Here is a 25,736-nt window from a genome sequence, read left to right as displayed (position 1 = left end):
CCCCAATCCGTGGAAGCGCCATGTAATGGACAATTCGACTTCCGATTTTTCCTGGCCTGTCCGCGTGTACTATGAAGACACCGATACCGGTGGTGTCGTCTTCTATGCCAATTACCTCAAATTCTTCGAGCGTGCGCGTACTGAGTGGCTGCGGACTCATGGAATCGGTCAGCAATTGTTAGCCGAGAAACACCATGTAATGTTTGTCGTCAAAAGCACGGCGGTCGATTATCATGCTCCCGCGAAATTAGATGATGAACTGAAACTCACGGTCGTAGTCGAACGGCTGGGCCGCGCTTCCGTGGAATTCGCACAAGAAGCGTGGCGAATAAATGGCGTTGAGAAAAAATTGCTGACCAAGGGTAAGATTCGGGTCGGCTGCGTACATACCGAAAGCTTTCGGCCAACGCCCATTCCCGACGAAGTGCTGGGCCGTATACATAAAAGCAATAGCGGCAGAGCTTAAATCCCCTGCAAGGACATTGCTCACCAAAGTGGGCAATGTCCTTGCATGGTTAGAATTTGCAATTACGTTAAAAGAAGCCAATGAGCGTCACACAAGACCTTTCGTTTATTTCCCTGATCAGTAATGCATCCGTGCTCGTCCAGCTCGTCATGGCGCTGCTGTTGCTGGTTTCGATCATGAGCTGGACTTATATTTTCCGCAAAATGTTCGCGATCAAAAGTGCGCAGGTACAGACCGAGGAATTCGAGCGCGCATTCTGGTCGGGCGGTAACCTGAATGCCTTGTATGAAGAAGCAACGTCGAACCGCCGACGCAACGGAAAGAGCGGCGCCCTGGAGCGCATCTTTGAATCCGGCATGGGCGAATTCATCAAGGGCAAGGCGATTTTCGCCGGCAAGGGCCAGATTGATCAGGGCAGCATGATCGACGGTGCACGCCGCGCCATGCGTGCGGCTTACCAGCGTGAAATGGATGCATTGGAATCGCATCTTGCCTTTCTCGCATCAGTCGGTTCCGTATCGCCGTATGTAGGCCTGTTTGGTACGGTGTGGGGTATCATGAACGCATTCCGCGGACTGGCAAATGTCCAGCAGGCGACGCTGGCATCAGTCGCACCAGGTATTGCCGAAGCGCTGATAGCGACCGCCATCGGCTTGTTCGCCGCGATTCCGGCCGTGGTTGCCTACAACCGCTATTCGCATGACATCGACCGTCTCGCGATCCGCTTCGAAAGCTTTATCGAAGAATTCTCCAATATCTTGCAACGTCAGGTTCGCTAATGGCAGGCAACAGTACGATGCGCGGTGGGCGTAGCCGCAAGTTCAAATCCGAAATCAACGTCGTCCCCTACATCGACGTGATGCTGGTGCTGCTGGTGATTTTCATGGTGGCCACACCGATGACCAATCCCGGCGTGATCAATCTGCCAACCGCAGCGAAATCGTCGCTGCCGCCGACTGAATATATCCAGATTTCACTCAAACCAGATACCACTGCGACTATCGGCATCATCGGTCAAAAGAGCGCCAGCCAGGCTGAAAAAGTAGGCGGTCGCAGTGGCTTGATCCAGAAGCTGCGTGCCATGCATGAAGCGAATCCCGACATGCCTGTCATGATCTCCGGCGACAAGGACATCAAGTACGACGAAGTGATCCAGATCATTTCCGAGGCCAAGAAGCTGGGCATCACTCGCGTGGGGTTGGCAACCAAGCAATGAATGCAATGACTGATTCCGCCCCGTACACCGTTCCACAGGAGCGCGGCCGCTGGCGCGCGCTGATCCTGGCCGCACTGGTGCATCTGGCACTGCTGGTGTTCCTGTGGATTGGTGTGCGTTGGCAGAATGAAACCCCGACCACGATTGAAGCCGAAGTCTGGAGTCCCCAACCGCGTGAAGCCGCGCCCGTGCCAGAACCGGTAAAAGCACCGGAACCCAAGCCGGAGCCGAAACCCGAGCCACAACCAGTCCCCAAGGTCGCTGTGCCGGAACCGCCCAAGCCCAAGGTCGAAGAACCTCCGGTAGCCAAGCCGGATATCGCGCTCGAACAGGAAAAGAAACGCAAGATCGAAGAGAAAAAGCGCCGCGAAGAGGAAGAGCGCAAGGAAGAAGAGCGGAAAGAAAAAATCGCGTTGGAAAAGAAACAACAGGACGAGAAGCTCGCTCTTGAAAAGAAGCGCCGCGACGAAGATCTGGCGAAGGAAAAGAAACGCGAACAGGAAAAGCGCGAGCAGGAAGAAAAAGAAAAAATCGCCAAGGCCAAGGCGGAAGAAGCCAAGCGCCTGGAAAAGGAAAAAGCAGCGAAAGCCGAGGCCGACAAGAAACTCGCGGAGAAAAAACGCCAGCAGGAAGAAGCGGACGCTAAGCTCGCGCAGAAAATGCGCGAAGAAGATATGCGCCGCATCACCGGCGCAGGCGGCTCGGGCGACGCCCCCAAGGCACAAGGTGGCCGGGCCGACGGCGCGTATAGCCAGCGTATCGCTGCCAAGATCCGATCCAACATCAGCTTTATTGTGCCGGAGAGCTTGCAGGGCAACCCCCCTGTAGAATACGAAGTGCGCTTGCTTCCCGACGGCTCGGTAGCCGGCTTGCGCAAGCTGCGCTCTTCCGGCGTGCCGGGTTTCGATGAAGCTGTCGCTCGCGCGATTGAGCGCTCTCAGCCTTATCCGAAAGACTCGTCGGGCAGCGTGCCGTCTACATTCATAGGCCACCATAAACCCAAAGACCAGTAAGCGACCATGATAAAAAATCTTTTTTCGCGTACGTTTGTGATTCTTGCCGTCGGCTTCACGGCCACGTTCGCACAGGCGCAGTTGCGCGTCGAAACCTCCGGCGTCGGTGCGACACAGATTCCCGTCGCCATTGCAGGCTTTGCTGATGAAACCGTCGCACCTCAGCAGATCACCGCCATCATCAAGGCCGACCTTGCGCGCAGTGGTTATTTCAAGATCATCGACACCGGCAACTCCATGTCGGAGACGACACAAATCAACTTTGGCGAATGGAAATCCAGGGGCGCCGACGCACTCGTGGTCGGCAGCGTGCAGCGTCTTGCCGATGGCCGTTACGACGTGCGCTATCGCTTGCTGGACACGGTCAAGTCAACCAGCCTGTCGGGGTTCGGCCAGGTTGCCGGTCCGGACCGCTTGCGGGTCGCCTCCCACAAGATCGCTGACGATATTTACGAAAAACTGATCGGTGTACGCGGCGCATTCTCGACCCGTATCGCTTACGTGACCAAGGTCGGTAACGAATATCGATTGGAAGTGGCGGATGCCGACGGCGAAGGAACGCAAGTCGCATTGCGCTCCAACGAGCCCATCATTTCCCCTTCCTGGTCACCGGATGGCACCAAGGTAGCCTACGTGTCGTTCGAGGCGAAAAAGCCGGTGGTTTATGTGCAGGACCTGACCTCGCGCCAGCGTACCGTCGTGGCCAATCACCGTGGCAACAATTCGGCACCATCCTGGTCGCCGGACGGTTCAAAGCTTGCCCTCGCTCTATCGCGTAGTGGCTATACCCAAGTGTATGTGGTCAACGCCGACGGCTCCAGCCTGCGTCAACTGACCAACTCCAACGGCATCGAAACCGAGCCCCAGTTCTCAGCGGACGGCCAGCATATTTACTTCACCAGCGACCGCAGCGGCGGTCCGCAAATCTATCGCATGAGCGCCAACGGCGGCGAAGCACAACGTGTCACCTTCAACGGCAGCTATAACATCAGCCCGCGTGTCGCGCCCGATGGCAAGTCGATCGCTTACATTTCCCGTCGTGAAGGCCGGTTCCAGCTGTACGTGCTCGATTTGTCAAGCGGCCAGGAACTACGCCTGTCGGACTCGGCCAAGGACGAGTCGCCGAGCTTTTCGCCGAATGGCAAATACATCATGTATGCAACCGGACGCGGCTCGCTTGCCGTGGTTTCAGTTGATGGCCGCGTCAGGCATAGCCTGACCACGCGTGCAGGCGATATCAGGGAGCCCACCTGGGGCCCGTTCATGAAATAATAGATGGTTCGAAGCAATACTCACTCAGGAGGAATTTTTTAATGCGCACTACCACAACTCTCGCTCTTCTTCTTTCCAGCGCGCTGGCGCTGACAGCTTGCGGTTCTTCCGTCAAGCTGGACGACAACGCCAAGATCGAAGAGCGCTCGGGCACCACTGTCCCGGCGACCGCCGATTCCCGCGCCATCAGTACCGTGAACACCGGTTCGACCGATCCGCTCAACGATCCGAAAGGCATCCTGGCCAAGCGCAGCGTGTATTTCGACTACGACAGCTACATCGTAAAGGACGAGTTCAAGCCGGTCGTGGACGCACACGCCAAGTACCTAGTCGCCAACAAGGGCCGCAAGATCGTCATCCAGGGCAATACCGACGAACGCGGTGGCCGTGAATACAACCTGGCACTCGGCCAAAAACGTGCGGAAGCCGTTCGCAAGTCCCTGTCTCTGCTGGGAGTCTCCGATGCGCAAATGGAAGCTGTCTCCTTCGGCAAGGAAAAGCCGAAAGCAACTGGCAGCGATGAAGCCGCGTGGGCAGAAAACCGCCGCGCCGATCTGGCCTATCAATAAAACATGAAGACCTTCTTTCGATCGACACTTGCTGCGGCTGCACTGGCCGCAAGCGCATTAATCCCCCTGCACGCGCAGGCGGCACTGTTTGAAGACGAGGAAGCCCGCAAAGCTATCCTCGAAATCCGCAACCGCCTCGCGAACATGCAAAGCGAGATTAACGCCAAGGCGGACAAGACCAATAGTCTTGACCTGAACAATGAGAATGTGCAGCTCAGACAGGAAATTTCCCGCCTGCGCGGCCAGATCGAGGTGCTGACCAACGAGTTGGCTAATACGCAGAAGCGCCAGAAGGACTTCTACGTAGACCTGGATACGCGGGTGCGCAAGCTTGAACCGCAGCAGGTAACGGTCGATGGGAAGGATGTCATGGTCGAACAGGGTGAGCAGCGGGCCTATGACGCTGCTCTCGCCTTCTTCAAGGCGGGCGACTATCGCAGTGCGGGTGCAGCGTTCTTCGATTTCACGAAACGCTATCCGCAATCCGGCCTTGCGCCATCCGCGCAGTACTGGCTCGGCAATACCTACTATGCACAGCGCGACTATCGCAATGCGATTACTGCACAGCAGGTGGTCGTCAAGAACTATGCCGATAGCCCCAAAGCAGCCGATGCATTGCTGAACATTGCCAGCTGCTACCTGGAACTCAAGGACAAGGCAGCGGCAAAGAAAACCCTTGAAACCCTGGTGGCACAGTACCCTCAGTCGCAGTCCGCCGAGACAGCAAAAGAACGACTGGCAGCACTCAAGTAGTTAGTTTCTCGCTGGTGTTGTAGGGGCCCTTGTAACGCTAGGTTGGTCAGCAATGATGGGCGTGAAATGTTTTAAATAGGGACTTTTCATTTTTCTGTCGAGACTCATTTGACAGATGGCATAAAAGGTCTCTATAATCTTGGTCTTCGGGTCGTTAGCTCAGCTGGTAGAGCAGCGGACTTTTAATCCGTTGGTCGCAGGTTCGAATCCCGCACGGCCTACCACGAATGCAAGGGCTTACATGGTTCCACCATGTAAGCCCTTTCTGTTTTTGGATTTCCATTTCAAGTCCGCGTACATGTGCTTGTGCACACGCAGCGCAGTTTTTCTCCCCCAGCCGATAACAAAAGCGACGGCAGTCCGCGCTCTTCTTCATGGCGTCGATCAAGTAGTTGATCGTCCGCCGCCCCTACGCAGTAAAATTAAATTTCCATTGATTCCGCCAGGCATTCAGGAGCTGCCATCCGTGCCCATCTATTACGCCAGACGCCTGACAGGACGTGACCGGACACCGGTCGCAAACCGGCATCTAGGTTTCGCTCTGGCATTCATCGCCGGTGCCACCAATGCGGGTGGCTTCCTCGCGGTACAGCAATACACTTCCCACATGACTGGCATCGTCTCGTCTATGGCCGACAATCTGGCGTTAGGCGGATATGGGGCGGTTTCCGCGGGAGTTGGCGCGCTGATTTCCTTCATTCTTGGAAGCGCCTGTACTGCGATAATGGTGAACTATGCGCGACGCCATCAGCTGTACAGCGAATACGCGATGCCCTTGCTTCTGGAGGCAGTCTTACTGCTTTGCTTTGGCGTTCTGGGCGCACAGATGTCGGTTATCAAAGGGCTCTTTGTTTCGCTGACAGTGATGTTTCTGTGTTTCATTATGGGTTTGCAAAACGCCGTGATTACCAAGATTTCCCGATCCGAAATCCGAACCACGCATCTCACGGGAACCGTGACCGATATCGGCATTGAACTCGGCAAACTGTTTTACTGGAATATTGATCGGTCTACGGAAAAACCGAGGGTTCTGGCTGATAGAACGCGACTCAGGACACTGTCACTACTGGTCGGTTTTTTCTTTCTCGGTGGAGTGCTCGGCGCGCTCGGCTTCAAACATGTCGGCTACCTTGCGACAGTGCCGCTCGCACTGGTGTTGGTCGCCCTTGCCATTGTGCCCGCGTTCGATGATCTGCTTGTCCTGTCGCGCAGACTAAGGAAAAGCAAATAGGCGTTTGCTGGTGTGCTATATCCAGTGCAAAACCTTGAACTTGGCTGTCTGCGTGTAGTCGCACGCACATGAGAGCAGACAGCGCACTATCCCATCTCTACGACAGCGAAATCTGCATTGCAGCCATGACCGACGGCAAGGAACGAGAGGTCCGTTGGAGCAGGCGGGATTGGTGTTTCTATCTCGCTGATGCCAACGTGCCGACGGTATGCCCGTTCGAGCAAATCAAGGAATGGCGGCCTGCTTCGATTCGCAAGTAACCCGGACAAGAGACGCCATTCATTCATGCCTGTCCAGAGTTATCCCCATTCACTGTGGTCAAGCTTGTGGATAAGCCTGATCTTTGTACGCATGCTCCTGATTTGCAAGGAAATTTTTCTCGTGATTAAATTTATTGCGACTGCTTGCCAAGAAAATTCCTCTTCCTGCGCTAGAGCGCTTTCGTCCTGACTGGGCCAGGCGAGGCCGAGGTGATTTGCCTGCGGAACAAGGCGCGGCGACGCGACATGGCGAGCCATGGCAAGGAGTTGCAACGCGGTGCCGCGGGCAAAGCGCCCGGCATCGACGGTACAGACAGGACGGAAGCGCTCTAGACTTGTTTGACCTTGCCATTGTAGGAAACTTTATAGTCAAATTCCTGGCCATCGATAAACAGCAAAGGAAATCATCATGTACGAATTACAAGTAGAGGGAATGAGCTGCAACCATTGCATCAATGCTGTTACGCAAGCCGTTCAGGATGTCGATCCCACTGCGAAGGTCAATGTCGTTTTAGCCGAGCAAAAAGTGTCCATTTCATCAGAGGCGGATATAGAGCGTATCAAGTCTTCCGTGGAAGAAGCCGGGTATCCGGTACTGCGAACCACCGCATGCTGAGAAACAGTTTCGCGCCGGTGTCAGGTTGGGATTGCCATTCCCTGCAATGCTTGCTGTACGGTTGCGTATCGCAGCCTGACACCGAGTTCCTGTTTGATACGTCGATTAGCAAGACGCCGGGATTCCGACATGAAGGACAGCAGCACCGGCGATACCTCTTTCGCAAGCGCATCGCGTGTCAGACGCGGTGCGCGAGGAAGCCTGAAGGCATCGGCAACCATATCAAAGTAGTCGGCCATCTTCAACACCGAGTCATCGACCGCATGATAGATACGCCCCGGCTGACCGCGAAAGATCGAGAGCGCGATGATGCGCGCCAGGTCGTCGGCATGAATGTGATTGGTATAGACATCATCCTCTGGAAGCAACGCCGGGGTTCCCTTTTGCAGACGCTCGACGGGCAATCGGTTGGCAGCATAAATGCCCGGTACGCGCAGGATCGCGAGGCGAGATCCTGAACGCCGCGCCCAGGTCCGCAATACCTTTTCGGCATCGACACGCCGCCTGGCCCGTGCATTTTGAGGATTTACCGTCCGTGTCTCATCCGCCCAGGCACCGCCACAATCCCCATAGACTCCCGTTGTACTGACATAAACGAGCGTCGCCTGGTCGGGTAAAATGGCGGTCAAATGACGGGTGCGGCGGTCCATCAGTCCATCCGGTTGCGGCGGCGCCAGATGCACGATGGTTGGTGCCAGTCGGGCGAGGCGAGCCAGTGTCGCGGGCTGATCCAGGTCCGCGATCAGCGGGACGGCGCCCGCGATGCGCAGCTCGGCACAGCGTGAAGGCTGGCTAGTGACCGCAAAGATGCGGAAGCGGTCGCGAACCAGCGGCAGCAAGCGCATGCCGACATCGCCACACCCGAGGATGAGCAGACGAGGCCGGTTCAGCTTTGTCGCTGCTTTTGATTCAATGTTTTTCATGATCAGGATTGTATGACTTTCCAAGTAACAGTTCAGCCGAGTGGTCGGCAATTCACATGCGAAGAAGGCGAAACCGTATTGACGGCGGCCATTCGCGCCGGCGTCGGCCTGCCTTACGGTTGCAAGAACGGGGCATGTGGCAGCTGCAAAGGCAAACTGCTTGAGGGTTCGGTTGAACATCGAGCACATCAGGAGAAGGCGCTGTCCTTCGCGGACGAAGAAAAAGGCTGGTCGCTGTTCTGCTGCGCAATGCCGGGTTCGGACATCGTCATTGAAGCGCGTGAAGTGCTTGGCATAGGCGAGTTCCCGATCAAGAAGCTGCCGACCCGCGTAGCAAAGCTCGACAAAGTTGCCGACGACGTCATGGTTCTGTCGCTGCAACTGCCCGCCAATGAACGTCTTCAGTACAAGGCTGGCCAGTACATTGAATTCCTGCTCAAGGATGGCAAGCGCCGCAGCTACAGCATGGCCAATGCGCCGCATCTGGATGAGCACCTGACGCTACACATTCGCCACATGAGCGGCGGCGTGTTCACCGACCATGTATTTAATAACATGAAGGAGCGCGACATCCTGCGTTTCGAGGGACCGCTGGGAACATTCTTCCTTCGCGAGGAATCCGAAAAACCGATGATCCTGCTGGCATCGGGCACTGGATTCGCACCGATCAAGGCCATCGTTGAACAGGCGATTCATAACAAGACTACACGCCCCATGGTGCTGTACTGGGGAGGTCGCCGGCCGAAGGACCTGTACATGAATGCCCTGTGTGAAGAATGGGCTGCGACGCTGCCGAACTTCAAGTATGTGCCGGTCATTTCCAATGCCTTGCCGGAAGATGGCTGGACCGGGCGTACCGGCTTTGTGCACCAGACAGTGATCGCCGACCTGCCAGATATGTCCGGATATCAAGTCTATGCCTGTGGCGCTCCCGTCATGGTCGATTCGGCGAAGCGGGATTTTGTTGGACAGTGCAAATTGCCGGAAGAAGAATTCTACGCAGATGCCTTCACTTCCGAGGCTGATCTGGCGGATGGTGTTTTGACAACGAAATAGTTTTTGACGCACCGCGCAAAAGGTCTTAACATTGACTTTATGAATATGACAGCCAAATCCTTGCGACGCCGTACCCTGCTGCCTCAACCCGGGAAGCCGTGCGTGTAAGTGTTTGCTGCTCACTAAGCCACAGGTCTGCCCTGTGGCTTTTTTTTTGAACCCGATTTTTGACCCTCATCGACTTTACATCGACTTTCTCCAGGAGCCCCGAGATGGAATTCAGCCAGTACGACGTCAACGCCCTCATGCAAATCACCAGCAGGCCATCACTCGTATTTACGCAAGGCCAAGGCATGTGGCTGACGGACAATAACGGCAAGCGCTATCTCGATTACCTGCAAGGCTGGGCAGTGAATTGCCTTGGCCATTCGCCGCAATGCATCGTCGACGCCATTACGTCACAGGCAGGAAAGCTGCTCAATCCCTCCCCTGCTTTTTATAACGAACCTTCCATCGTGCTGGCATCCTTGCTGACCGCCAATTCCGTATTTGATCGCGTATTCTTTGCCAACAGCGGCGCAGAGGCAAACGAAGGTGCTATCAAGCTCGCACGCAAATGGGGCAAGGTCAACAAGAATGCAGCCGGCGAAAGCCGCTATGAAATCATCACCTTCAACCACGGCTTCCATGGCCGTACGCTCGCGACCATGTCAGCCAGCGGCAAGTCCGGCTGGGATACGATGTTCGCGCCCCAGGTTCCCGGCTTCCCGAAAGCTGAATTGAACGACATTGCCAGCGTTGAAAAGTTGATCACCGATAAAAGCGTCGCTGTCATGCTGGAGCCGGTGCAAGGCGAAAGCGGCGTGATGCCCGCTACACGCGAATTCATGGAGGCTCTGCGTGCATTGACCAAGAAGCACAACATGCTGCTGATCGTCGATGAAGTACAGGCCGGCATGGGACGGACAGGCGAATTGTTTGCGTATCAGTTGTCAAACATCGAGCCCGATATCATGACCTTGGGCAAAGGCATTGGCGGTGGCGTACCGCTGGCTGCCTTGCTGGCACGCGAGGAAGTCTCGGTGTTTGAACCCGGTGAGCAAGGTGGTACCTACAATGGCAATCCGGTCATGACCGCAGTCGGCATTGCCGTGCTCAACGAGTTGCTCAAGCCGGGTTTTCTGCAGTCCGTCAAGGACAAGGGTGCCTACCTGCGCGGCGAACTGCTGAAGCTGAGCGAAAAGCATGGTCTGGAAGGCGAGCGCGGTGAAGGTTTGCTGCGTGCTCTGAAACTTGGCAAGGATATCGGCCCGCAAATCGTGGAAGCCGCCCGCAACATGGAGCCGGTAGGCCTGTTGCTGAATTCGCCGCGTCCCGACCTGCTGCGTTTCATGCCGTCCCTGAACGTGACCAAGGAAGAACTGGACCAGATGGTGTCGATGCTGTCCGACATCCTGATCAAGCTGGGTCATTGATCATCGAAGCGCGGATCGACGTCTGCGCTGGAAGCAAAATAAAAAGGCGACGTGAAAACACGTCGCCTTTTTGTTGCGGTTTTTCAGTCGCGCAAATTTACTTTTTGCGCATTGGCGGCAAGTCCGTACACACACCCTCGAAGACTTCCGCAGCCATGCCGATCGATTCGCCCAAGGTCGGGTGCGGGTGAATCGTCTTGCCGATATCGACCGCGTCGGCACCCATCTCAATCGCCAATGCGAGTTCACCGATCATGTCGCCGGCATGCGTGCCGACGATGCCGCCGCCAACGATGCGATGTGTCTCGGCATCGAACAGCAGTTTGGTGAACCCTTCATCACGCCCATTGGCAACCGCGCGTCCGCTAGCGGCCCAGGGGAACAAGCCTTTCTCGAGTTTGATGCCCTGGGCTTTCGCTTCGTCTTCGGTAAGACCAACCCATGCCACTTCCGGATCGGTGTAAGCGACCGAAGGAATGACTCGCGCATCGAAATGCGACTTCTGTCCTGCGGCTGCTTCCGCAGCAACATGCGCTTCATGCACCGCCTTGTGCGCCAGCATAGGCTGGCCGATGATGTCACCGATCGCAAAGATGTGCGGCACGTTGGTGCGCATCTGTGAATCGACGTTGATGAATCCCCTGTCGGTCACGGCGACGCCCGCCTTGTCGGCGGCGATCTTCTTGCCATTCGGGCTGCGGCCAACCGCAACCAGGACCATGTCATAGAGTTGCGGCTCGGGAGCCGTCGCTGACGGGTCCGCGCTTTCGAAGATGACCTTGATCCCTTCCTTCAGGGCTTCCACACCGACCGTTTTGGTCTTGGTCATGATCTTGTCGAAACGCTTTTCATTGAACTTCTGCCAGACCTTGACCATGTCGCGGTCAGCGCCCTGCATCAATCCATCCATCATTTCAACCACGTCGATACGGGCACCGAGCGTCGAGTAGACGGTTGCCATTTCGAGGCCGATAATGCCGCCGCCGATCACCAGCATCTTCTTGGGAACCTCGCGCAATTCCAGCGCGCCGGTAGAGTCGACGATGCGCGGGTCTTGCGGAACGAAAGGCAGATTTACAACGGAGGAACCGGCGGCAATGATGGCCTGCTTGAACTGCACGGTCTTCTTGCTGCCGTCAGCCGCAGTGACTTCAAGATGGTTGGCGCCGACGAACTGGCCTACACCCTGTACTACATTGACCTTGCGTGCCTTTGCCATTCCAGCAAGGCCGCCTGTCATTTTCTTGACCACCTTGTCTTTGTACTCGCGCAGCTTGTCGATATCGATCTGCGGCTTGCCGAAGGTCACGCCATGCGCTGCCATGGATGCCGTTTCATCGATCACTGCTGCCACGTGCAACAATGCCTTGGAAGGAATGCAGCCGACGTTAAGGCAGACACCGCCAAGGGTCGCATAGCGTTCGACCAGAACCGTATTCATGCCGAGATCGGCCGCGCGGAAGGCGGCAGAATAGCCGCCTGGACCGGCGCCCAGCACCAGCATGTCGCATTGCACGTCTGCCGAGCCGCTGAAACTTGCGGCAGTCGGTGCCGGTGCGGGAACTGGCGCAGGCGTCGTACCGGCAGGCGCTGATGCGCCATAGCTGGCGGGTGCTTGCACCGAGTCGGCCACGGCCGCACCGGAAGATTCGAGCAGCAACAGCAATGAGCCTTCCGACACCTTGTCGCCAACCTTGACCTTCAAATCCTTGACCACACCCGCATGACTCGATGGAATTTCCATGCTGGCCTTGTCGGACTCGACCGTGATCAGCGACTGGTCGACCTTGATGGTGTCGCCGGCCTTGACCAGCAACTCGATGACTTCCACTTCCTTGAAGTCGCCGATATCGGGGACCTTTACTTCGATCATGCTCATAGCTTTAGCTCCGTTCTCCTCCGCCCTCGCCGGGGAAGGAACTTATTATCAATCTCTCATCGGGATGCTGTAGATCCGGAATGGTCCCGATGTGCTCTTGTCGAACTCCGCACCCGCATGCACGCCGATCTCGGCAATTTCACGCGCGCTTGCCGCTTTGTCGTACGCCGCATACATGGCGCCTAATGCAAAATTGCGCCCGCTGCCAATGCCCCAGAATCGATCGAAGCTGAATACTTCCCGATACGAATACACGCCGAAGATGCCGTTCGGATTGGCGATCAGCGCGGTGATCTGCGACGACTCATAGGGATCGTCCTCATCTTCCTTCGTGTTCAGGAAATACTTTTCCTTCAAAATTTCGTGCACTCGCGAAAACGTCTCGAAGACTTCGTCGCGGTTGCCCAGCTTGCATTCGTCGCCCATGCCGGTGAGCAGTTTGCGCATCACCGGAAAGTGCGCCGCCGTGCCGGCCAGCGTGACGTAGGAATCCCCTACCGGAAAAATCTTTTCGTTGACTTCGTATGCATGGGACAACCGGGTATCGCCGAACGTCACAAGTGAATCGGATGCAATGGCGATTTGATTGTTCTTCTTGACGACGACGCAAGTGGTCATTGGGACTCTCCGTAAGCAAGGTGTGAAGCGCCAGGTCTTCAGTGAAAAGAGAGCGATTTTCTCACTTTCCGCTGTGACCGGCGCCCGGCACCTCGACTATTGGATTACAGCAATGTCTTGCGCATGTCGCCCAGCACTTCCGCGAGATACGCCGCAAACCGCGCACCCATCGCACCGTCGATCACACGATGGTCATACGACAGCGACAGCGGCAGCATCAGGCGAGGGGCAAATTGTTTGCCGTCCCACACCGGCTTGATCCCCGACTTGGATAAGCCAAGGATCGCCACTTCAGGCGCGTTGATAATCGGCGTGAATGCCGTCCCGCCAATACCGCCAAGCGAGGAAATGGTGAAGGTCGCACCCTGCATGTCGGCCGGCTTGAGCTTGCCCTCGCGCGCTTGCGCGGACAAGTCGCCCATTTCCTGCGCGATCTGCGAGATGCTCTTGGCGTCGGCATTCTTGATCACCGGGACCACCAGGCCGTTCGGGGTATCTGCCGCAAAGCCGATGTTGTAGAACTTTTTGAGGATCAAGTTCTCGCCCTTCTCATCCAGCGAGGCATTAAAGGCCGGGAATTTCTTCAATGCCGAAACGCTGGCCTTGATGACGAATGCCAGCATGGTGAGCTTGACGCCGGACTTGGCCATCGCCGCGTTGGAATTCTTGCGAAATTCTTCGAGCTCAGTGACATCGGCCTCTTCGAACTGCGTAACGTGCGGGATCATCACCCAGTTGCGATGCAGGTTGGGACCACTGATCTTCTTGATGCGGGACAGCGGCTGCAATTCGGTTTCGCCAAATTTGGAGAAATCGAGCGATGGCCATGCCAGCACCTGGAGTCCTCCTCCACTGCCGCCTTTCGCAGCGGATGCCGCCGGTGCCGCAGCGGCGCCGGACATGACGGACTTGACGAAGCCTTGTACGTCTTCCTGCAGGATGCGCCCCTTGGGGCCGCTTCCCTTCAAGCGACCGAGATCGACACCGAGTTCACGGGCAAACTTGCGGATGGAAGGTGATGCATGGGCCTTGCTGCCAGTTCCTTGCACCGGTTCGAGTGCGGCGGTCGGTGCGGGACGGGATTCCGGCGCGGGAGCCGGGGCACTAGCGGAAGCCTGTGCAACAGCGGCGGCCTGGGGAGCGGGAGCAGGTGCAGCGGCCTGCGCAGGCGCACCGCCTTCGGCAGCCAGGGTCAGGATCAATGACCCCTTTGACACCTTGTCGCCGACCTTGACCTTCAATTCCTTGACCACGCCTGCATGGCTGGAGGGAATCTCCATGCTGGCCTTGTCGGATTCGACGGTCAGCAGCGACTGGTCAACTTTCACGGTATCGCCGGGCTTGACCATCAGTTCGATGACTTCAACCTCCTTGAAGTCGCCAATGTCCGGCACCTGGACTTCGACGGTCGACCCGCTTGCGGCAGGTGCAGGTGCAGGCGCAGCGGCTGCCGGCGCAGGGACTGGCGCGGGAGCCGGCGCTGGCGCGGCTGCGGTTGTGGCTGCAGGGGCAGGTGCGGCGGTAGCGGCGCCGGCGGCTTCGTCGAGCACCAGCAGCACGCTGCCTTCAGAGACCTTGTCGCCGACCTTGACCTTCACTTCCCTGACCACGCCCGCATGGCTGGACGGGATTTCCATGCTGGCTTTGTCGGATTCGACCGTGATCAGTGACTGGTCGACCGTGACGGTATCACCCGGCTTGACCAGCAGTTCAATAATTTCCACTTCCTTGAAATCGCCGATGTCCGGGACTTTGACCGTTGTACTCATAGCGTTTGCTCCGTTCTCACCCTCCCCGGGCACGAGGCTGGGGGGACGGTTTCCAATGTGCATTGGAAAGCCATCCCGACCCAACCCTCTCCCGGCCGGGAGGGAGTTGTTAGTCTTGTTAATTGAGAGTTACAGCGTTACCGGATTCGGCTTGTTCGGATTGATGCCGTATTTCGCGATTGCTTCCGCAACGACAGCCGGCTTGAGGGCACCATCTTCCGCCAATGCCTTCAATGCGGCAACCGTCACGTAATAACGATTGACTTCAAAGAATTCGCGTAGTTTCGCACGGCTGTCGGAGCGTCCGAAACCATCGGTTCCCAGTACCTTGTAGTTGCGGCCCTTCGGCATGTATGCACGGATCTGCTCAGCAAATGTCCGCATGTAGTCGGTCGACGCAACGATCGGGCCGGTAGTGCCTTGCAGCAGTTTCGCGACATGTGACAGGCGCGGCGCTTCGGTCGGGTGCAGCAGGTTCCAGCGGTCTGCATCCTGGCCATCGCGCGCCAGCAGCGTGAACGACGGGGCCGACCAGATGTCGGATTCGATGCCCCAGTCATTCCTGAGCAGGTCGGCTGCGGCCATCACTTCACGCAGGATGGTGCCGGAGCCCATCAGTTGCACGCGCTGCTTGCCGCCCTTGTCGCCTTCCTGCAGCAAATACATGCCCTTGAGCAGGTCTTGCTCGGTGCCTGGACGCAAACCCGGGTGCGGGTAGTTCTCGTTCATCAGCGTGATGTAGTAGAACACGTCTTCCTGCTTTTCGACCATGCGCTTCAAGCCGTCATGCATGATCACCGCGACTTCGTGCGCAAAGGTCGGGTCATAGGGAATGCAGTTCGGAATGGTCGAGGCCAGCACATGGCTGTGACCGTCCTCGTGCTGCAAGCCTTCGCCATTGAGCGTGGTACGCCCTGCAGTACCGCCGAGCAGGAAGCCTCGCGCACGCATGTCGCCCGCCGCCCATGCCAGATCGCCGACACGCTGCAACCCGAACATCGAGTAGAAGATGTAGAACGGAATCATGACGCGATTGTTGGTCGAATACGAGGTCGCCGCAGCGATCCAGGAACTCATCGCACCGGCTTCGTTGATACCTTCCTGCAGGATCTGACCGGCCTTATCCTCGCGGTAGTACATCACCTGGTCCTTGTCGACCGGCTCGTACAATTGACCTTGCTGGTTGAAGATACCAATCTGGCGGAACAAACCCTCCATGCCGAAGGTACGTGCTTCGTCGACCAGGATCGGCACTACCCGTTTGCCAAGATTGGGGTCGCGCAGCAGTGTTGTGATGATGCGGACGTAAGCCTGCGTCGTGGAAATCTCGCGACCTTCCGCAGTGGGGTCAAGCACTGCCTGGAACGCAGACAACTCAGGAACCGGCAGCGTCTCGTCAGCCTGCTTGCGGCGCTGCGGCAGATAACCGCCAAGTGCCTTGCGGCGCTCGTGCAGGTACTTCATTTCGGGTGAGTCGTCGGACGGCTTGAAGAACGGCACTTCGGCCAGCTTGTCGTCCGGAATCGGAATATTGAAGCGGTCGCGCATTTCGCGCACGGCCTGGTCGTCGAGCTTTTTGGTCTGGTGGGCGGTGTTGCGTGCCTCGCCGGACTTGCCCATGCCGAAGCCCTTGATGGTCTTGACCAGCAATACGGTCGGCTGGCCCTTGTGCTCCTGCGCCTGCTTGAATGCCGCGTAGATCTTGTGTGGATCATGCCCGCCGCGGTTGAGGCGCCAGATATCGTCATCGGACATCTTGGACACCATTTCGAGCAGCTTGGGATGCTTGCCAAAGAAGTGTTTGCGCACGTAAGCGCCATCCTTGGCCTTGTAGTTCTGATACTCGCCATCGACGGTTTCCATCATCACGCGCTGGAGGATGCCCTCCTTGTCGCGCGCCAGCAGTTCATCCCAATAGCTGCCCCAGATTACCTTGATGACGTTCCAGCCGGCACCGCGGAAATCGGCTTCGAGTTCCTGGATGATCTTGCCGTTGCCGCGCACCGGTCCGTCGAGTCGCTGCAGATTGCAGTTGACGACAATCACGAGATTGTCGAGGTGTTCGCGACCGGCCACACCGATCGCACCCATCGATTCCGGTTCATCCATTTCGCCGTCACCGCAGAATGCCCATACCTTGCGATTGTCGGTCTTGGCGATGTCGCGTGCATGCAGGTATTTGAGGAAGCGCGCCTGATAGATCGCCATCAACGGGCCAAGGCCCATCGATACCGTGGGGAACTGCCAGTAGTCCGGCATCAGCTTCGGATGCGGATAGGAAGAAAGTCCCTTGCCGTCCACTTCACGGCGGAAGTTCAGCAGTTGCTCTTCAGTCAGGCGGCCTTCGAGGAAGGAGCGTGCATAGATACCGGGCGAGGAGTGCCCCTGGATATAGAGCAAGTCGCCGCCGTGGTCTTCGGTCGGCGCATGCCAGAAATGGTTGAAGCCGATACCGAGCATGTTGGCCAGCGAAGCAAAGCTGGAAATGTGGCCGCCGAGATCGCCATCGGCACGGTTGGTTTTGACCACCATCGCCATTGCATTCCAGCGCATCCACGAGCGCAGGCGCTCCTCGTATTCCAGATTGCCGGGGCAGTGTTCGCCGAGGTGGGCGGGGATGGTATTGACGTAGGCGGTATTGCTTGAGAACGGGATATGGGCACCGCGGCGGCGGGCCAGATCAACCATGCGCTCCATCAGGTAATGCGCGCGCTCGGGGCCTTCCGTTTCGATCACGGCTTCGAGTGCATCGAGCCATTCCTGCGTTTCCATGACATCGGGATCGTTGGCGGCTTGTGCCAACACTTGGTCGAGCTGGGCGGACATGTTGTGTCTCCTGGGTTATGGGCCTTACCGACCACTGTAGTGACCGGGCTTTTTTGACAAGAAATAGCTTGAATGGTGCGCGTTGAAAAGATTCTAACAGCACTTTTTCAACTTTTCAAATTACGGTATTGTTTTTTATAATATGAAATTCACTGCGGCGCTGCAGCATTTTTAATGCGCTCGGAAGCAGCCTGGCATGGCTGCCGTCTTATAATTCTGTTTTCACTGTACTCACCCTTCCTCCACACGCCATGACCGCACAGCTCATCAACGGTAACCTGCTCTCCCAACAACTCCGCGCCGATGTCGCCACACGCGCCGCGGCCCTCACCGCAAAAGGCAAACAACCAGGACTGGCCGTCGTGCTCGTCGGCGACAATCCGGCGTCCCAGGTCTATGTGCGCAACAAGGTCAAAGCGTGCGAAGACAACGGCATTTACTCGGTCATGGAAAAATACGATGCCGACCTGACCGAAGAGGCGCTGCTGGCGCGTGTCGACGCCCTGAACAAGGACCCCAAAATTCATGGCATCCTGGTGCAACTTCCCTTGCCTGCACACATCAATGCTCATAAGGTGATCGAAGCGATCGCACCGGAGAAGGATGTCGACGGGTTCCATATCAGCAATGCAGGCCTGCTGATGACCGGCCAGCCGCTGTTCCGTCCCTGCACGCCGTACGGCGTCATGAAAATGCTGGAATCGATCGACTATCCGGTGCGCGGCGCCAATGCCGTCGTGGTTGGCGCATCCAATATTGTGGGCAAGCCGCAGGCGATGTTGCTCTTGCAAGCTGGCGCAACGGTCACCATCTGTAACTCGAAGACCCGGGACCTCGGCTACCACACCAGGAACGCCGATATCCTTGTGGTCGCCACCGGCAAACGTAATATCGTGACCGCCGACATGATCAAGCCCGGTGCGGTCGTGATCGATGTCGGCATGAATCGCGACGACGCAGGCAAACTCTGCGGCGACGTCGATTTCGCCAACGCCAAGGAAGTGGCCGGATACATCACTCCGGTCCCCGGCGGTGTCGGGCCGATGACTATTACGATGCTGCTCGTCAACACTATTGAAGCCGCAGAAAGAACCTGACCGAATGACTAGTGCCCTGAATCCCCTGCTCGACTTTTCCGACCTCCCGCGTTTCGACGCTGTAAAACCTGAACACGTCGCTCCCGCGATCGCTGCGCTGCTCGATGAAGCGCGCACCGTGGTCAAGCGGCTCGAAGCACCGATGGACAAGGTCAGCTGGGAGAACTTTGTCGAACCGCTCGAGAACGCCACCGAAAAACTCGGCCGTGCATGGGGCGTCGTCAGCCACCTGAACTCGGTGGTCGATACGCCGGAACTGCGCGCGGCATACAACGAAAACCAGCCGAAGGTTACCGAGTTCTGGACCGAGCTTGGACAAAACCTCGCGCTGTTCGACAAGTACAAGGCACTCAAGGAAAGCACCGACTACACCAGCCTGTCGGCAGCCCGCAAGAAGATCATCGAAAACGCACTGCGCGATTTCCGTCTGGGCGGCGCTGAACTTCCCGACGACAAGAAGGCCCGCTATGCGCAGATTCAGGAAAAGCATGCCGCCCTGGCGACAAAGTTTTCTGAAAATGTCCTCGACGCCACCAACGACTACGCGCTGTTTGTCGACAACGAAGCTGACCTGGCCGGCCTGCCGGAAGACGCGAAGCATGCTGCCCGCGCCGCCGCTGAACGGGATGGCAAGCCTGGCTATAAATTTACGCTGCACTTCCCCTCTTATTTCCCGATCCTCCAGTACGCAGACAAGCGCGAACTGCGCGAAACGATTTACCGTGCCAACGTGACCAAGGCTTCGGAACTCGGCGCCAAACCGGAATGGGACAATACGCAAAACATTGCCGAACTGCTGAAGTTGCGCGATGAAGAAGCCAAGCTGCTCGGCTTCAATAACTTCGCTGAAGTCTCCCTGGTTCCCAAGATGGCCGAAAATCCGCAACAGGTGATCGGCTTTCTGGAAGACCTTGCACAGCGTGCAAAACCGTTTGCCGAAAACGATCTCGCAGAACTGCGTGCATTCGCGCAAAAGGAACTGGGCATAGCCAAGCTGGAAGCATGGGATGTCACCTATGCGTCCGAAAAGCTGCGGGAACAGCGCTACGCCTTTTCGGAACAGGAAGTGAAACAGTACTTCCAGGAGCCGAAGGTGATCGAAGGCCTGTTTCGCGTCATCCAGAGCCTGTTCTCGGTCGAGGTCAAACAGGATACCGCGACGACCTGGCACAAGGACGTGAAGTTTTTCCGTATCGAGCGTAATGGCCAGCTCGTTGGGCAGTTCTATCTCGATTTGTATGCGCGCCATGGCAAGCGCGGTGGCGCATGGATGGATGATGCGCGCGGGCGTCGCCTGATCGGCCCAAAGGTGCAAACACCGGTCGCTTATCTGACCTGCAACTTCACCGAACCAACCGTGGTGAACGGCAAAGCGAAACCAGCGCTGTTCTCGCACGACGAAGTGATTACGCTATTCCATGAATTCGGTCATGGCCTGCATCACATGCTCACGCAGGTGGATGAACTCGGCGTGTCCGGCATTTCCGGCGTTGAATGGGATGCTGTCGAACTGCCTTCACAATTCCTCGAAAACTTTTGCTGGGAATGGGACGTGCTGCAGCACATGACCGCGCATGTCGATACCGGCGCTCCGCTGCCACGCGCCCTGTTTGACAAGATGATCGCGGCCAAGAATTTCCAGTCCGGCCTGCAGACGCTGCGCCAGGTGGAGTTTGCGTTGTTCGACATGCATTTGCATTTTGACCACGATCCGCACGGCCCCCGCACTGCACAAGAGGTACTCAATGATGTGCGCAGCCGTTTTGCGGTAATGATTCCGCCGCCGTTCAATCGCTTCCAGAATTCCTTCAGTCATATCTTTGCGGGCGGCTATTCGGCAGGCTACTATAGCTATAAATGGGCAGAGGTCTTGTCGGCGGATGCCTATAGCGCGTTCGAGGAGGCCGGCGCTGTAGGCGGAAACATCCTTTCCGCGGATACGGGGCGCAAATTTATGGAGGAAATCCTCTCCATGGGCGGTGCCCGGTCTGCACTGGAATCATTTAAGGCTTTCCGCGGCCGGGAGCCGAGCATCGACGCGTTGCTACGGCACAACGGCATGACGGCATAAAAAAGAATCAAGGGAGTGAAATGAAACGTCCGCTGCAATGCTGTTCTGTGCTGCTGCTGTGCTTTTGCAGTGCAGCAGCACAAGCACAACTGTACAAATGGGTGGGCCCGGATGGCAAGGTCACCTATAGCGACGTACCACCGCCGAAGACGGCGGCCAAGGTCGAAACCAAAGCGCTGCCTTCCGGCGACACCAATACCGCCGGCCTGCCCTTCGAACTGGCCGAAGCGGCGAAGTCCCATGCCGTGACGCTCTACACGACACGCAACTGCGCTGCCTGTGATGACGGCCGAAAATTGCTGTCGGAGCGTGGCATCCCCTTCAGGGAAAAGACGGTCAACAGCAATGATGACCTTGCTCAGTTCAAGCAGGCTGGCGGTGACGGTCAGTTGCCGATGCTGACAGTTGGACGGAACAAGCAACTCGGGTTTGAGCCGGGCGCATGGAATGGGGCACTGTCCAATGCTGGATATCCGGAAACCAGCGTACTTCCCAAGAGCTATCGCAATCCGCCTCCGCAGGCAGCTGCGCCAACACCGAAAAGCGTCGCCGCAAGCCCGGGAAAAGTCGAGGAGCAGGGTTCGTCGCGACCGTCGGCGACCGATCTGCCGCCGGCCATCGGCAACGCCCCACCTGGCTTCCGGTTCTGACATGGGCTGGGTTTCTACCGCGGGGATGCGCACATGACCCGCATTGATTTTCATAGCAATGTGCCAGACAAGCTGTTGTATGCCTGCCGACTGGTGCGCAAGGCCCGTACCGCCAACTGCAACATCGTGCTGCGCGTGGATGATCGTGCCCTACTTTCAAAGCTGGATGAGGCGCTGTGGACCTTTTCGGCGCTGGATTTTCTGCCGCACGTGACCGCCGGCGATCCGCTTGCCGTCAGTACGCCGATTGTCCTGACCGACAGTGATGAGGCTGAACTGCCGCATCATCAAGTGCTAATCAACCTGTCTTCGGGTACGCCAATCCATTTCGCCCGCTTCGAGCGCATGTTCGAAATCATTTCCAGCGACGACATCGACAAGGCAGCAGGCAGGGATCGTTACCGGTTTTATCAGCAGCGCGGCTATCCTCTCACTCACTTTGTCGCGGACCCGGCATGAGCAACAATATCCTGGACGCCGGCATCCCGGTCCTGACTGAAATTATTCCGGCTCCCGCCACCGCTCCCGCAGAGATAACGGTCACCGTCGATATCCCGCCCGAACTGCCGGTAACGGAAGCAATCGTTACCCTGGAACCGCCCACGGAAAGGATATGGGATGAAGCCGATTGGGAGCGTCTTGAACGGGAAGTTCGTGAACGCGTTCTGGTCCAGGTACTGGAACGGGTCGACTTTGTGCTGGAACAGCGCGTACGCGATAGCCTTGCCGATGTACTCCAGCTAGCGGTCGAACGACTGGCGAACGACATCAAGGATGGGTTGCACCATTCGATCAAAGACGTTGTTTCACGCGCAGTGGCGCAGGAAATCACGAAACTGCAGTCTTTAAAAAAATAAGTCTGCCCATCCAATTTTTGGATTTTCAAACACATATGGGTTTGAGGTGTTTTCAAATAAAAATCCTGCAGCTATTCTTGATTACTCAAAATATCGATAACTTTTTACAATTCCGTCATCGCTAAACGGAGATTGTGTGTCATGAAAGTTATCGTACTCGGCTCGGGCATCATCGGTACCACGTCAGCATGGTTCCTCAACAAGGCAGGTCATGATGTGACTGTCATTGAACGCCAACCCGGTGTTGCGCAAGAAACCAGCTTTGCCAATGGCTGTCAGATTTCCGTTTCCCATGCGGAACCGTGGGCCAATCCCTCCGCGCCGCTCAAAATCCTGAAATGGCTGGGCAAGGAAGATGCGCCGCTGCTCTATCGTTTCCGTCCTGAATGGCTGCAGTGGAACTGGGGTCTGCACTTCCTGCGCGAATGCACGCCCGGCCGTACTGCTGAAAACATCCGCCAGATCGTCGCCATCTCCGAATACAGCCGCCAGACCCTGCAGGCGGTCCGCGCCGAGACTGGCATTGATTATGACCATCTGACCAGCGGCATCCTGCACTTCTACACCGACAAGAAAGAGTTCGACGATTCGCTGCCGGCCGCCAAACTGATGCGCGATCTTGGATGCCCGCGCGATTCAATTGGCGCTGATGAAGTCGTGCGCATCGAGCCTGCACTGGCAAGCATCCGCGACAAGATTGTCGGCGGTGACTTTACCGCGACGGACGAGTCGGGCGACGTCTACAAATTCACCACCGGCCTGGCGCAGCGTGCCGCCGATGCCGGCGTCAACTTCCGTTTCAATACCACCATCACGCGACTGATTACCGAAGGATCGGGTGGATCGGCCAAAGTTACCGGTGTTGAAGTCATCCATCCGGATGGACGCCACCAAGTGCTGCATGCCGATGCGTTTGTCATGGCAATGGGCAGTTTCTCCGTGCCCTTGCTCAAACCGCTGGGCATTGATCTCATGATTTACCCTGGCAAGGGGTACTCGGCAACCTATGCCGTCACCAATCCGGATGCAGCGCCTACCGTGTCGCTGACCGACGATGGTTACAAACTGGTGGTATCGCGTCTTGGTGACCGACTCCGCGTCGCCGGCACCTGCGAGCTCAACGGCTATACCCGCGAACTGAATACGACCCGCTGTGAAGCGATTACGCGCCGTACACGTGAACTGTTCCCAGGCGCCTGCGATTACGACAACCCGGTGTACTGGACCGGCTTGCGCCCGCTGACGCCATCGAACGTGCCTTACATCGGCAAATCGAAGATCAGCAATCTTTTCCTCAATACCGGCCATGGTACGCTGGGTTGGACCATGGGTTGCGGCTCCGGACGCGCGATCGCCGACATCGTGTCGGGTCGCCAGCCGGAAGTGGATTTTGCCTTTACCGGCGTGCCCCGCCGCACACCGGGCCAGTTCACCACCTCATTGCCGGTGCGCGCATAAGACGGCGTCAATATCCATCATTGACGGCAACATAAATAAAGCCCCCTGAATTCTGCGGAAACTACCTAGGCAGATTCAGGGGGCTTTTGTCATCCGCGCGCATCATGACGCGTTATGGAAGGACGATGTGGAGTCAACTCAGCACATCGGCTTATACCAAATAAGCTGGCTTACTTTGGCACGCGAACCTGTACTTCCGCCAGTTTTTCGTCGAAAGCGATGCGGGTTGCAAATTTGGCGCGCTTCATTGGAAAGCGCGACTGGAAATGCCGCACGTTGCCGGAGCCGGAAATCACACGTCGCACGAACTGGTAATACGCATCCATATCGACCACATGAACCACGAGGAAATAGTCATAGTCGCCCGATACGAAGTAGCACTGCATCACTTCGCTTTCCTTGGCCATGCGCGCCTCGAATTCCTGCATATGCTCATCCGACTGATTGTTCAGGGACACCTCGAGAAAAGCCAGCATGCCGTAGCCCAGCGCGAAGGGATCGACCAAGGCGACGTCGGCGCTGATCACTCCTGCCTCGCGCAGTTCGCGGACGCGCCTGAGGCAGGTCGGTTGAGAGATGTGCACTTTCTCGGCAAGGGTCCGTGTCGGTATCTGATTATCCTTTTGAAGCAGGTTCAGAAGCTTGCGGTCGACCTTGTCGAGTGCATGAAATTTAGGCATATAAAAATTGTCGAAAATTACGAAAAACCGCAGAAAAACTCTTTGCGAACCATTTTTTCTGTTGTACCGTCTGCCTGTTCAGTTTTCTGAATAGACAACAGGCTGCCGCGAGGCGATGCAGGCGTCGCGAATCATCGACTAGGGGACTTCTTCCGATGACTCGAACAACCGCAGCGGACTCGCGGCAACCTGAGAGGTGAGTGTTGCAGTTACCCCGTGTTTTATCAATCCTTAGGAGGATATTTTATGCAGTCCACAACAAAAATGATTCCGTTGGCCGCAGCACTGGCATTTGCATTCGCAGGCACAGCTTCGGCACAGGAACAAGTCGTCAAGATCGGCCACGTCGGCCCGATCTCCGGCGCTATTGCTCACCTGGGTAAGGACAACGAAAACGGCGCCCGCATGGCGATCGACGAACTCAACGCCAAGGGCGTGACCATCGGCGGCAAGAAGGTCAAGTTCGAACKGCTGACCCGAAGCAGGGCACGGCTGCAGCACAGAAGCTGGTCGACGCCAAGGTCAACGGCGTGATCGGTCACCTGAACTCCGGCACCACCATCCCGGCTTCGAAGATCTATTACGAAGCAGGCATCCCGCAGATCTCCCCGTCCGCGACCAACCCAAAGTACACGCAGCAAGGCTTCAAGTCGGCCTTCCGCGTCGTGGCTAACGATGGCCAGCTCGGCGGCACACTCGGCCGTTACGCAGCAGACCAGCTCAAGGCCAAGAAGGTCGCCGTGATCGACGACCGTACCGCCTACGGCCAGGGCGTTGCTGAAGAATTCGTCAAGGGCGCGAAGGGCAAGGGCGCGCAAGTCGTGGCACAGCAGTACACCAATGACAAGGCAACCGACTTCAACGCGATTCTGACTTCCATCAAGGCCAAGAATCCGGACGTCGTCTTCTTCGGCGGCATGGACGCGGTTGCAGGTCCGATGCTGCGCCAGATGAAGGCACTGGGCATCAACGCCAAGTTCATGGGCGGCGACGGCATCTGCTCCGAAGCACTGGCAAATCTGGCTGGCGATGCGCTTGGCG

General features: G+C 57.0%; 24 protein-coding genes, 1 tRNA gene and 1 pseudogene. 20 read left to right on the top strand and 6 right to left on the bottom strand.

Going from position 1 to position 25,736, the window contains the following annotated elements:
* The first annotated feature begins 25 nt into the window (after positions 1 to 25).
* The 11 genes from ybgC to ASE07_RS20000 all read left to right on the top strand — a co-directional run bounded on the left by ybgC (position 26) and on the right by ASE07_RS20000 (position 7,396).
* Complete coding sequence (gene ybgC / locus ASE07_RS20050; RefSeq protein ID WP_057292599.1) at positions 26 to 466, top strand: tol-pal system-associated acyl-CoA thioesterase; 441 nt, start codon at positions 26 to 28, stop codon at positions 464 to 466.
* A gap of 80 nt (positions 467 to 546) precedes the next feature.
* Positions 547 to 1,245, top strand: a complete 699-nt coding sequence (gene tolQ, locus ASE07_RS20045; RefSeq protein ID WP_057292598.1) for a protein TolQ — start codon at positions 547 to 549, stop codon at positions 1,243 to 1,245.
* On the top strand, positions 1,245 to 1,682 hold the full coding sequence (locus ASE07_RS20040; protein ID WP_057292597.1) for an ExbD/TolR family protein: 438 nt from the start codon (positions 1,245 to 1,247) through the stop codon (positions 1,680 to 1,682). Before tolQ ends, ASE07_RS20040 begins: the two co-directional genes overlap by 1 nt.
* Positions 1,683 to 1,687: 5 nt before the next feature.
* Positions 1,688 to 2,695, top strand: a complete 1,008-nt coding sequence (gene tolA, locus ASE07_RS20035) for a cell envelope integrity protein TolA (protein ID WP_057292607.1) — start codon at positions 1,688 to 1,690, stop codon at positions 2,693 to 2,695.
* Between the two features lie 6 nt (positions 2,696 to 2,701).
* Positions 2,702 to 3,967 (top strand): Tol-Pal system beta propeller repeat protein TolB, encoded by a 1,266-nt coding sequence (gene tolB, locus ASE07_RS20030; RefSeq protein ID WP_057292596.1) that lies wholly within the window; start codon positions 2,702 to 2,704, stop codon positions 3,965 to 3,967.
* Between the two features lie 41 nt (positions 3,968 to 4,008).
* A complete protein-coding gene (pal, locus tag ASE07_RS20025) occupies positions 4,009 to 4,536 on the top strand; it encodes a peptidoglycan-associated lipoprotein Pal (RefSeq protein ID WP_057292595.1) in 528 nt (175 codons plus the stop codon).
* A 3-nt stretch (positions 4,537 to 4,539) separates the two neighbouring features.
* Positions 4,540 to 5,289: a tol-pal system protein YbgF gene (gene ybgF, locus ASE07_RS20020; protein WP_057292594.1), complete on the top strand. Its 750-nt coding sequence runs from the start codon at positions 4,540 to 4,542 to the stop codon at positions 5,287 to 5,289.
* A 148-nt stretch (positions 5,290 to 5,437) separates the two neighbouring features.
* Positions 5,438 to 5,513, top strand: a tRNA-Lys gene (locus tag ASE07_RS20015).
* Positions 5,514 to 5,755: 242 nt separating this feature from the next.
* The gene (locus tag ASE07_RS20010) at positions 5,756 to 6,520 is read left to right on the top strand and encodes a YoaK family protein (RefSeq protein WP_057292606.1); all 765 of its coding nucleotides are present in this window, start codon (positions 5,756 to 5,758) and stop codon (positions 6,518 to 6,520) included.
* Between the two features lie 68 nt (positions 6,521 to 6,588).
* Positions 6,589 to 6,780 carry a hypothetical protein gene (locus ASE07_RS20005; RefSeq protein WP_057292593.1) on the top strand — a complete coding sequence of 64 codons (192 nt, stop codon included), beginning with the start codon at positions 6,589 to 6,591 and terminating at the stop codon, positions 6,778 to 6,780.
* Positions 6,781 to 7,189: 409 nt separating this feature from the next.
* Positions 7,190 to 7,396 carry a heavy-metal-associated domain-containing protein gene (locus tag ASE07_RS20000; RefSeq protein WP_057292592.1) on the top strand — a complete coding sequence of 69 codons (207 nt, stop codon included), beginning with the start codon at positions 7,190 to 7,192 and terminating at the stop codon, positions 7,394 to 7,396.
* Between the two features lie 20 nt (positions 7,397 to 7,416).
* On the opposite strand, the gene ASE07_RS19995 is transcribed toward ASE07_RS20000, so the two are convergent.
* The gene (locus tag ASE07_RS19995; protein WP_057292591.1) at positions 7,417 to 8,319 is read right to left on the bottom strand and encodes an SDR family oxidoreductase; all 903 of its coding nucleotides are present in this window, start codon (positions 8,317 to 8,319) and stop codon (positions 7,417 to 7,419) included.
* 12 nt (positions 8,320 to 8,331) lie between these two features.
* Between ASE07_RS19995 and ASE07_RS19990 the strand changes: the two genes are divergently transcribed.
* Positions 8,332 to 9,375: a CDP-6-deoxy-delta-3,4-glucoseen reductase gene (locus ASE07_RS19990; RefSeq protein WP_057292590.1), complete on the top strand. Its 1,044-nt coding sequence runs from the start codon at positions 8,332 to 8,334 to the stop codon at positions 9,373 to 9,375.
* Between the two features lie 212 nt (positions 9,376 to 9,587).
* Entirely contained in the window at positions 9,588 to 10,790 is a 1,203-nt protein-coding gene (locus ASE07_RS19985; protein ID WP_057292589.1) for an acetylornithine transaminase, read from the top strand.
* Positions 10,791 to 10,887: 97 nt separating this feature from the next.
* Here ASE07_RS19985 and lpdA read toward each other — a convergent pair whose 3' ends face one another.
* From lpdA to aceE, 4 genes are all read right to left on the bottom strand, one after another.
* Complete coding sequence (lpdA, locus tag ASE07_RS19980) at positions 10,888 to 12,669, bottom strand: dihydrolipoyl dehydrogenase (RefSeq protein WP_057292588.1); 1,782 nt, start codon at positions 12,667 to 12,669, stop codon at positions 10,888 to 10,890.
* A 48-nt stretch (positions 12,670 to 12,717) separates the two neighbouring features.
* Entirely contained in the window at positions 12,718 to 13,287 is a 570-nt protein-coding gene (locus ASE07_RS19975) for an MFS transporter (protein WP_057292587.1), read from the bottom strand.
* Between the two features lie 104 nt (positions 13,288 to 13,391).
* Complete coding sequence (aceF, locus tag ASE07_RS19970) at positions 13,392 to 15,056, bottom strand: dihydrolipoyllysine-residue acetyltransferase (RefSeq protein ID WP_057292586.1); 1,665 nt, start codon at positions 15,054 to 15,056, stop codon at positions 13,392 to 13,394.
* Between the two features lie 129 nt (positions 15,057 to 15,185).
* Complete coding sequence (gene aceE, locus ASE07_RS19965; protein ID WP_057292585.1) at positions 15,186 to 17,882, bottom strand: pyruvate dehydrogenase (acetyl-transferring), homodimeric type; 2,697 nt, start codon at positions 17,880 to 17,882, stop codon at positions 15,186 to 15,188.
* A gap of 251 nt (positions 17,883 to 18,133) precedes the next feature.
* Here aceE and folD point away from each other — a divergent pair, with 251 nt between their 5' ends.
* The 6 genes from folD to ASE07_RS19935 all read left to right on the top strand — a co-directional run bounded on the left by folD (position 18,134) and on the right by ASE07_RS19935 (position 24,015).
* The gene (gene folD, locus ASE07_RS19960; RefSeq protein ID WP_057292584.1) at positions 18,134 to 18,979 is read left to right on the top strand and encodes a bifunctional methylenetetrahydrofolate dehydrogenase/methenyltetrahydrofolate cyclohydrolase FolD; all 846 of its coding nucleotides are present in this window, start codon (positions 18,134 to 18,136) and stop codon (positions 18,977 to 18,979) included.
* Positions 18,980 to 18,983: 4 nt separating this feature from the next.
* Positions 18,984 to 21,050, top strand: a complete 2,067-nt coding sequence (locus ASE07_RS19955; RefSeq protein WP_057292583.1) for a M3 family metallopeptidase — start codon at positions 18,984 to 18,986, stop codon at positions 21,048 to 21,050.
* Between the two features lie 20 nt (positions 21,051 to 21,070).
* A complete protein-coding gene (locus ASE07_RS19950; RefSeq protein WP_057292582.1) occupies positions 21,071 to 21,700 on the top strand; it encodes a glutaredoxin family protein in 630 nt (209 codons plus the stop codon).
* A gap of 33 nt (positions 21,701 to 21,733) precedes the next feature.
* The gene (locus tag ASE07_RS19945) at positions 21,734 to 22,159 is read left to right on the top strand and encodes a DNA polymerase III subunit chi (RefSeq protein WP_057292581.1); all 426 of its coding nucleotides are present in this window, start codon (positions 21,734 to 21,736) and stop codon (positions 22,157 to 22,159) included.
* Positions 22,156 to 22,557, top strand: a complete 402-nt coding sequence (locus ASE07_RS19940; RefSeq protein WP_057292580.1) for a hypothetical protein — start codon at positions 22,156 to 22,158, stop codon at positions 22,555 to 22,557. Before ASE07_RS19945 ends, ASE07_RS19940 begins: the two co-directional genes overlap by 4 nt.
* 141 nt (positions 22,558 to 22,698) lie before the next feature.
* The gene (locus tag ASE07_RS19935) at positions 22,699 to 24,015 is read left to right on the top strand and encodes a D-amino acid dehydrogenase (protein WP_057292579.1); all 1,317 of its coding nucleotides are present in this window, start codon (positions 22,699 to 22,701) and stop codon (positions 24,013 to 24,015) included.
* 170 nt (positions 24,016 to 24,185) lie between these two features.
* On the opposite strand, the gene ASE07_RS19930 is transcribed toward ASE07_RS19935, so the two are convergent.
* Complete coding sequence (locus tag ASE07_RS19930) at positions 24,186 to 24,695, bottom strand: Lrp/AsnC family transcriptional regulator (RefSeq protein WP_057292578.1); 510 nt, start codon at positions 24,693 to 24,695, stop codon at positions 24,186 to 24,188.
* Positions 24,696 to 24,941: 246 nt separating this feature from the next.
* Between ASE07_RS19930 and ASE07_RS19925 the strand changes: the two are divergent.
* Positions 24,942 to 25,736 (top strand): annotated as a pseudogene (locus tag ASE07_RS19925) (branched-chain amino acid ABC transporter substrate-binding protein); the annotation flags it as partial.

Source organism: Noviherbaspirillum sp. Root189, from assembly GCF_001428545.1.
Classification (GTDB): Bacteria; Pseudomonadota; Gammaproteobacteria; order Burkholderiales; family Burkholderiaceae_D; genus Noviherbaspirillum.
This window is presented reverse-complemented; position numbering and strand designations above follow the sequence as displayed.

Excerpts from the sequence above, each read along its gene's own strand:
- ybgC (WP_057292599.1), top strand. The coding sequence starts at position 26 with ATGGACAATTCGACTTCCGATTTTTCCTGGCCTGTCCGCGTGTACTAT.
- tolQ (WP_057292598.1), top strand. The coding sequence starts at position 547 with ATGAGCGTCACACAAGACCTTTCGTTTATTTCCCTGATCAGTAATGCA.
- ASE07_RS20040 (WP_057292597.1), top strand. The coding sequence starts at position 1,245 with ATGGCAGGCAACAGTACGATGCGCGGTGGGCGTAGCCGCAAGTTCAAA.
- tolA (WP_057292607.1), top strand. The coding sequence starts at position 1,688 with ATGACTGATTCCGCCCCGTACACCGTTCCACAGGAGCGCGGCCGCTGG.
- tolB (WP_057292596.1), top strand. The coding sequence starts at position 2,702 with ATGATAAAAAATCTTTTTTCGCGTACGTTTGTGATTCTTGCCGTCGGC.
- pal (WP_057292595.1), top strand. The coding sequence starts at position 4,009 with ATGCGCACTACCACAACTCTCGCTCTTCTTCTTTCCAGCGCGCTGGCG.
- ybgF (WP_057292594.1), top strand. The coding sequence starts at position 4,540 with ATGAAGACCTTCTTTCGATCGACACTTGCTGCGGCTGCACTGGCCGCA.
- ASE07_RS20005 (WP_057292593.1), top strand. The coding sequence starts at position 6,589 with ATGAGAGCAGACAGCGCACTATCCCATCTCTACGACAGCGAAATCTGC.
- ASE07_RS20000 (WP_057292592.1), top strand. The coding sequence starts at position 7,190 with ATGTACGAATTACAAGTAGAGGGAATGAGCTGCAACCATTGCATCAAT.
- ASE07_RS19995 (WP_057292591.1), bottom strand. The coding sequence starts at position 8,319 with ATGAAAAACATTGAATCAAAAGCAGCGACAAAGCTGAACCGGCCTCGT.
- ASE07_RS19990 (WP_057292590.1), top strand. The coding sequence starts at position 8,332 with ATGACTTTCCAAGTAACAGTTCAGCCGAGTGGTCGGCAATTCACATGC.
- ASE07_RS19985 (WP_057292589.1), top strand. The coding sequence starts at position 9,588 with ATGGAATTCAGCCAGTACGACGTCAACGCCCTCATGCAAATCACCAGC.
- lpdA (WP_057292588.1), bottom strand. The coding sequence starts at position 12,669 with ATGAGCATGATCGAAGTAAAGGTCCCCGATATCGGCGACTTCAAGGAA.
- ASE07_RS19975 (WP_057292587.1), bottom strand. The coding sequence starts at position 13,287 with ATGACCACTTGCGTCGTCGTCAAGAAGAACAATCAAATCGCCATTGCA.
- aceF (WP_057292586.1), bottom strand. The coding sequence starts at position 15,056 with ATGAGTACAACGGTCAAAGTCCCGGACATCGGCGATTTCAAGGAAGTG.
- aceE (WP_057292585.1), bottom strand. The coding sequence starts at position 17,882 with ATGTCCGCCCAGCTCGACCAAGTGTTGGCACAAGCCGCCAACGATCCC.
- folD (WP_057292584.1), top strand. The coding sequence starts at position 18,134 with ATGACCGCACAGCTCATCAACGGTAACCTGCTCTCCCAACAACTCCGC.
- ASE07_RS19955 (WP_057292583.1), top strand. The coding sequence starts at position 18,984 with ATGACTAGTGCCCTGAATCCCCTGCTCGACTTTTCCGACCTCCCGCGT.
- ASE07_RS19950 (WP_057292582.1), top strand. The coding sequence starts at position 21,071 with ATGAAACGTCCGCTGCAATGCTGTTCTGTGCTGCTGCTGTGCTTTTGC.
- ASE07_RS19945 (WP_057292581.1), top strand. The coding sequence starts at position 21,734 with ATGACCCGCATTGATTTTCATAGCAATGTGCCAGACAAGCTGTTGTAT.
- ASE07_RS19940 (WP_057292580.1), top strand. The coding sequence starts at position 22,156 with ATGAGCAACAATATCCTGGACGCCGGCATCCCGGTCCTGACTGAAATT.
- ASE07_RS19935 (WP_057292579.1), top strand. The coding sequence starts at position 22,699 with ATGAAAGTTATCGTACTCGGCTCGGGCATCATCGGTACCACGTCAGCA.
- ASE07_RS19930 (WP_057292578.1), bottom strand. The coding sequence starts at position 24,695 with ATGCCTAAATTTCATGCACTCGACAAGGTCGACCGCAAGCTTCTGAAC.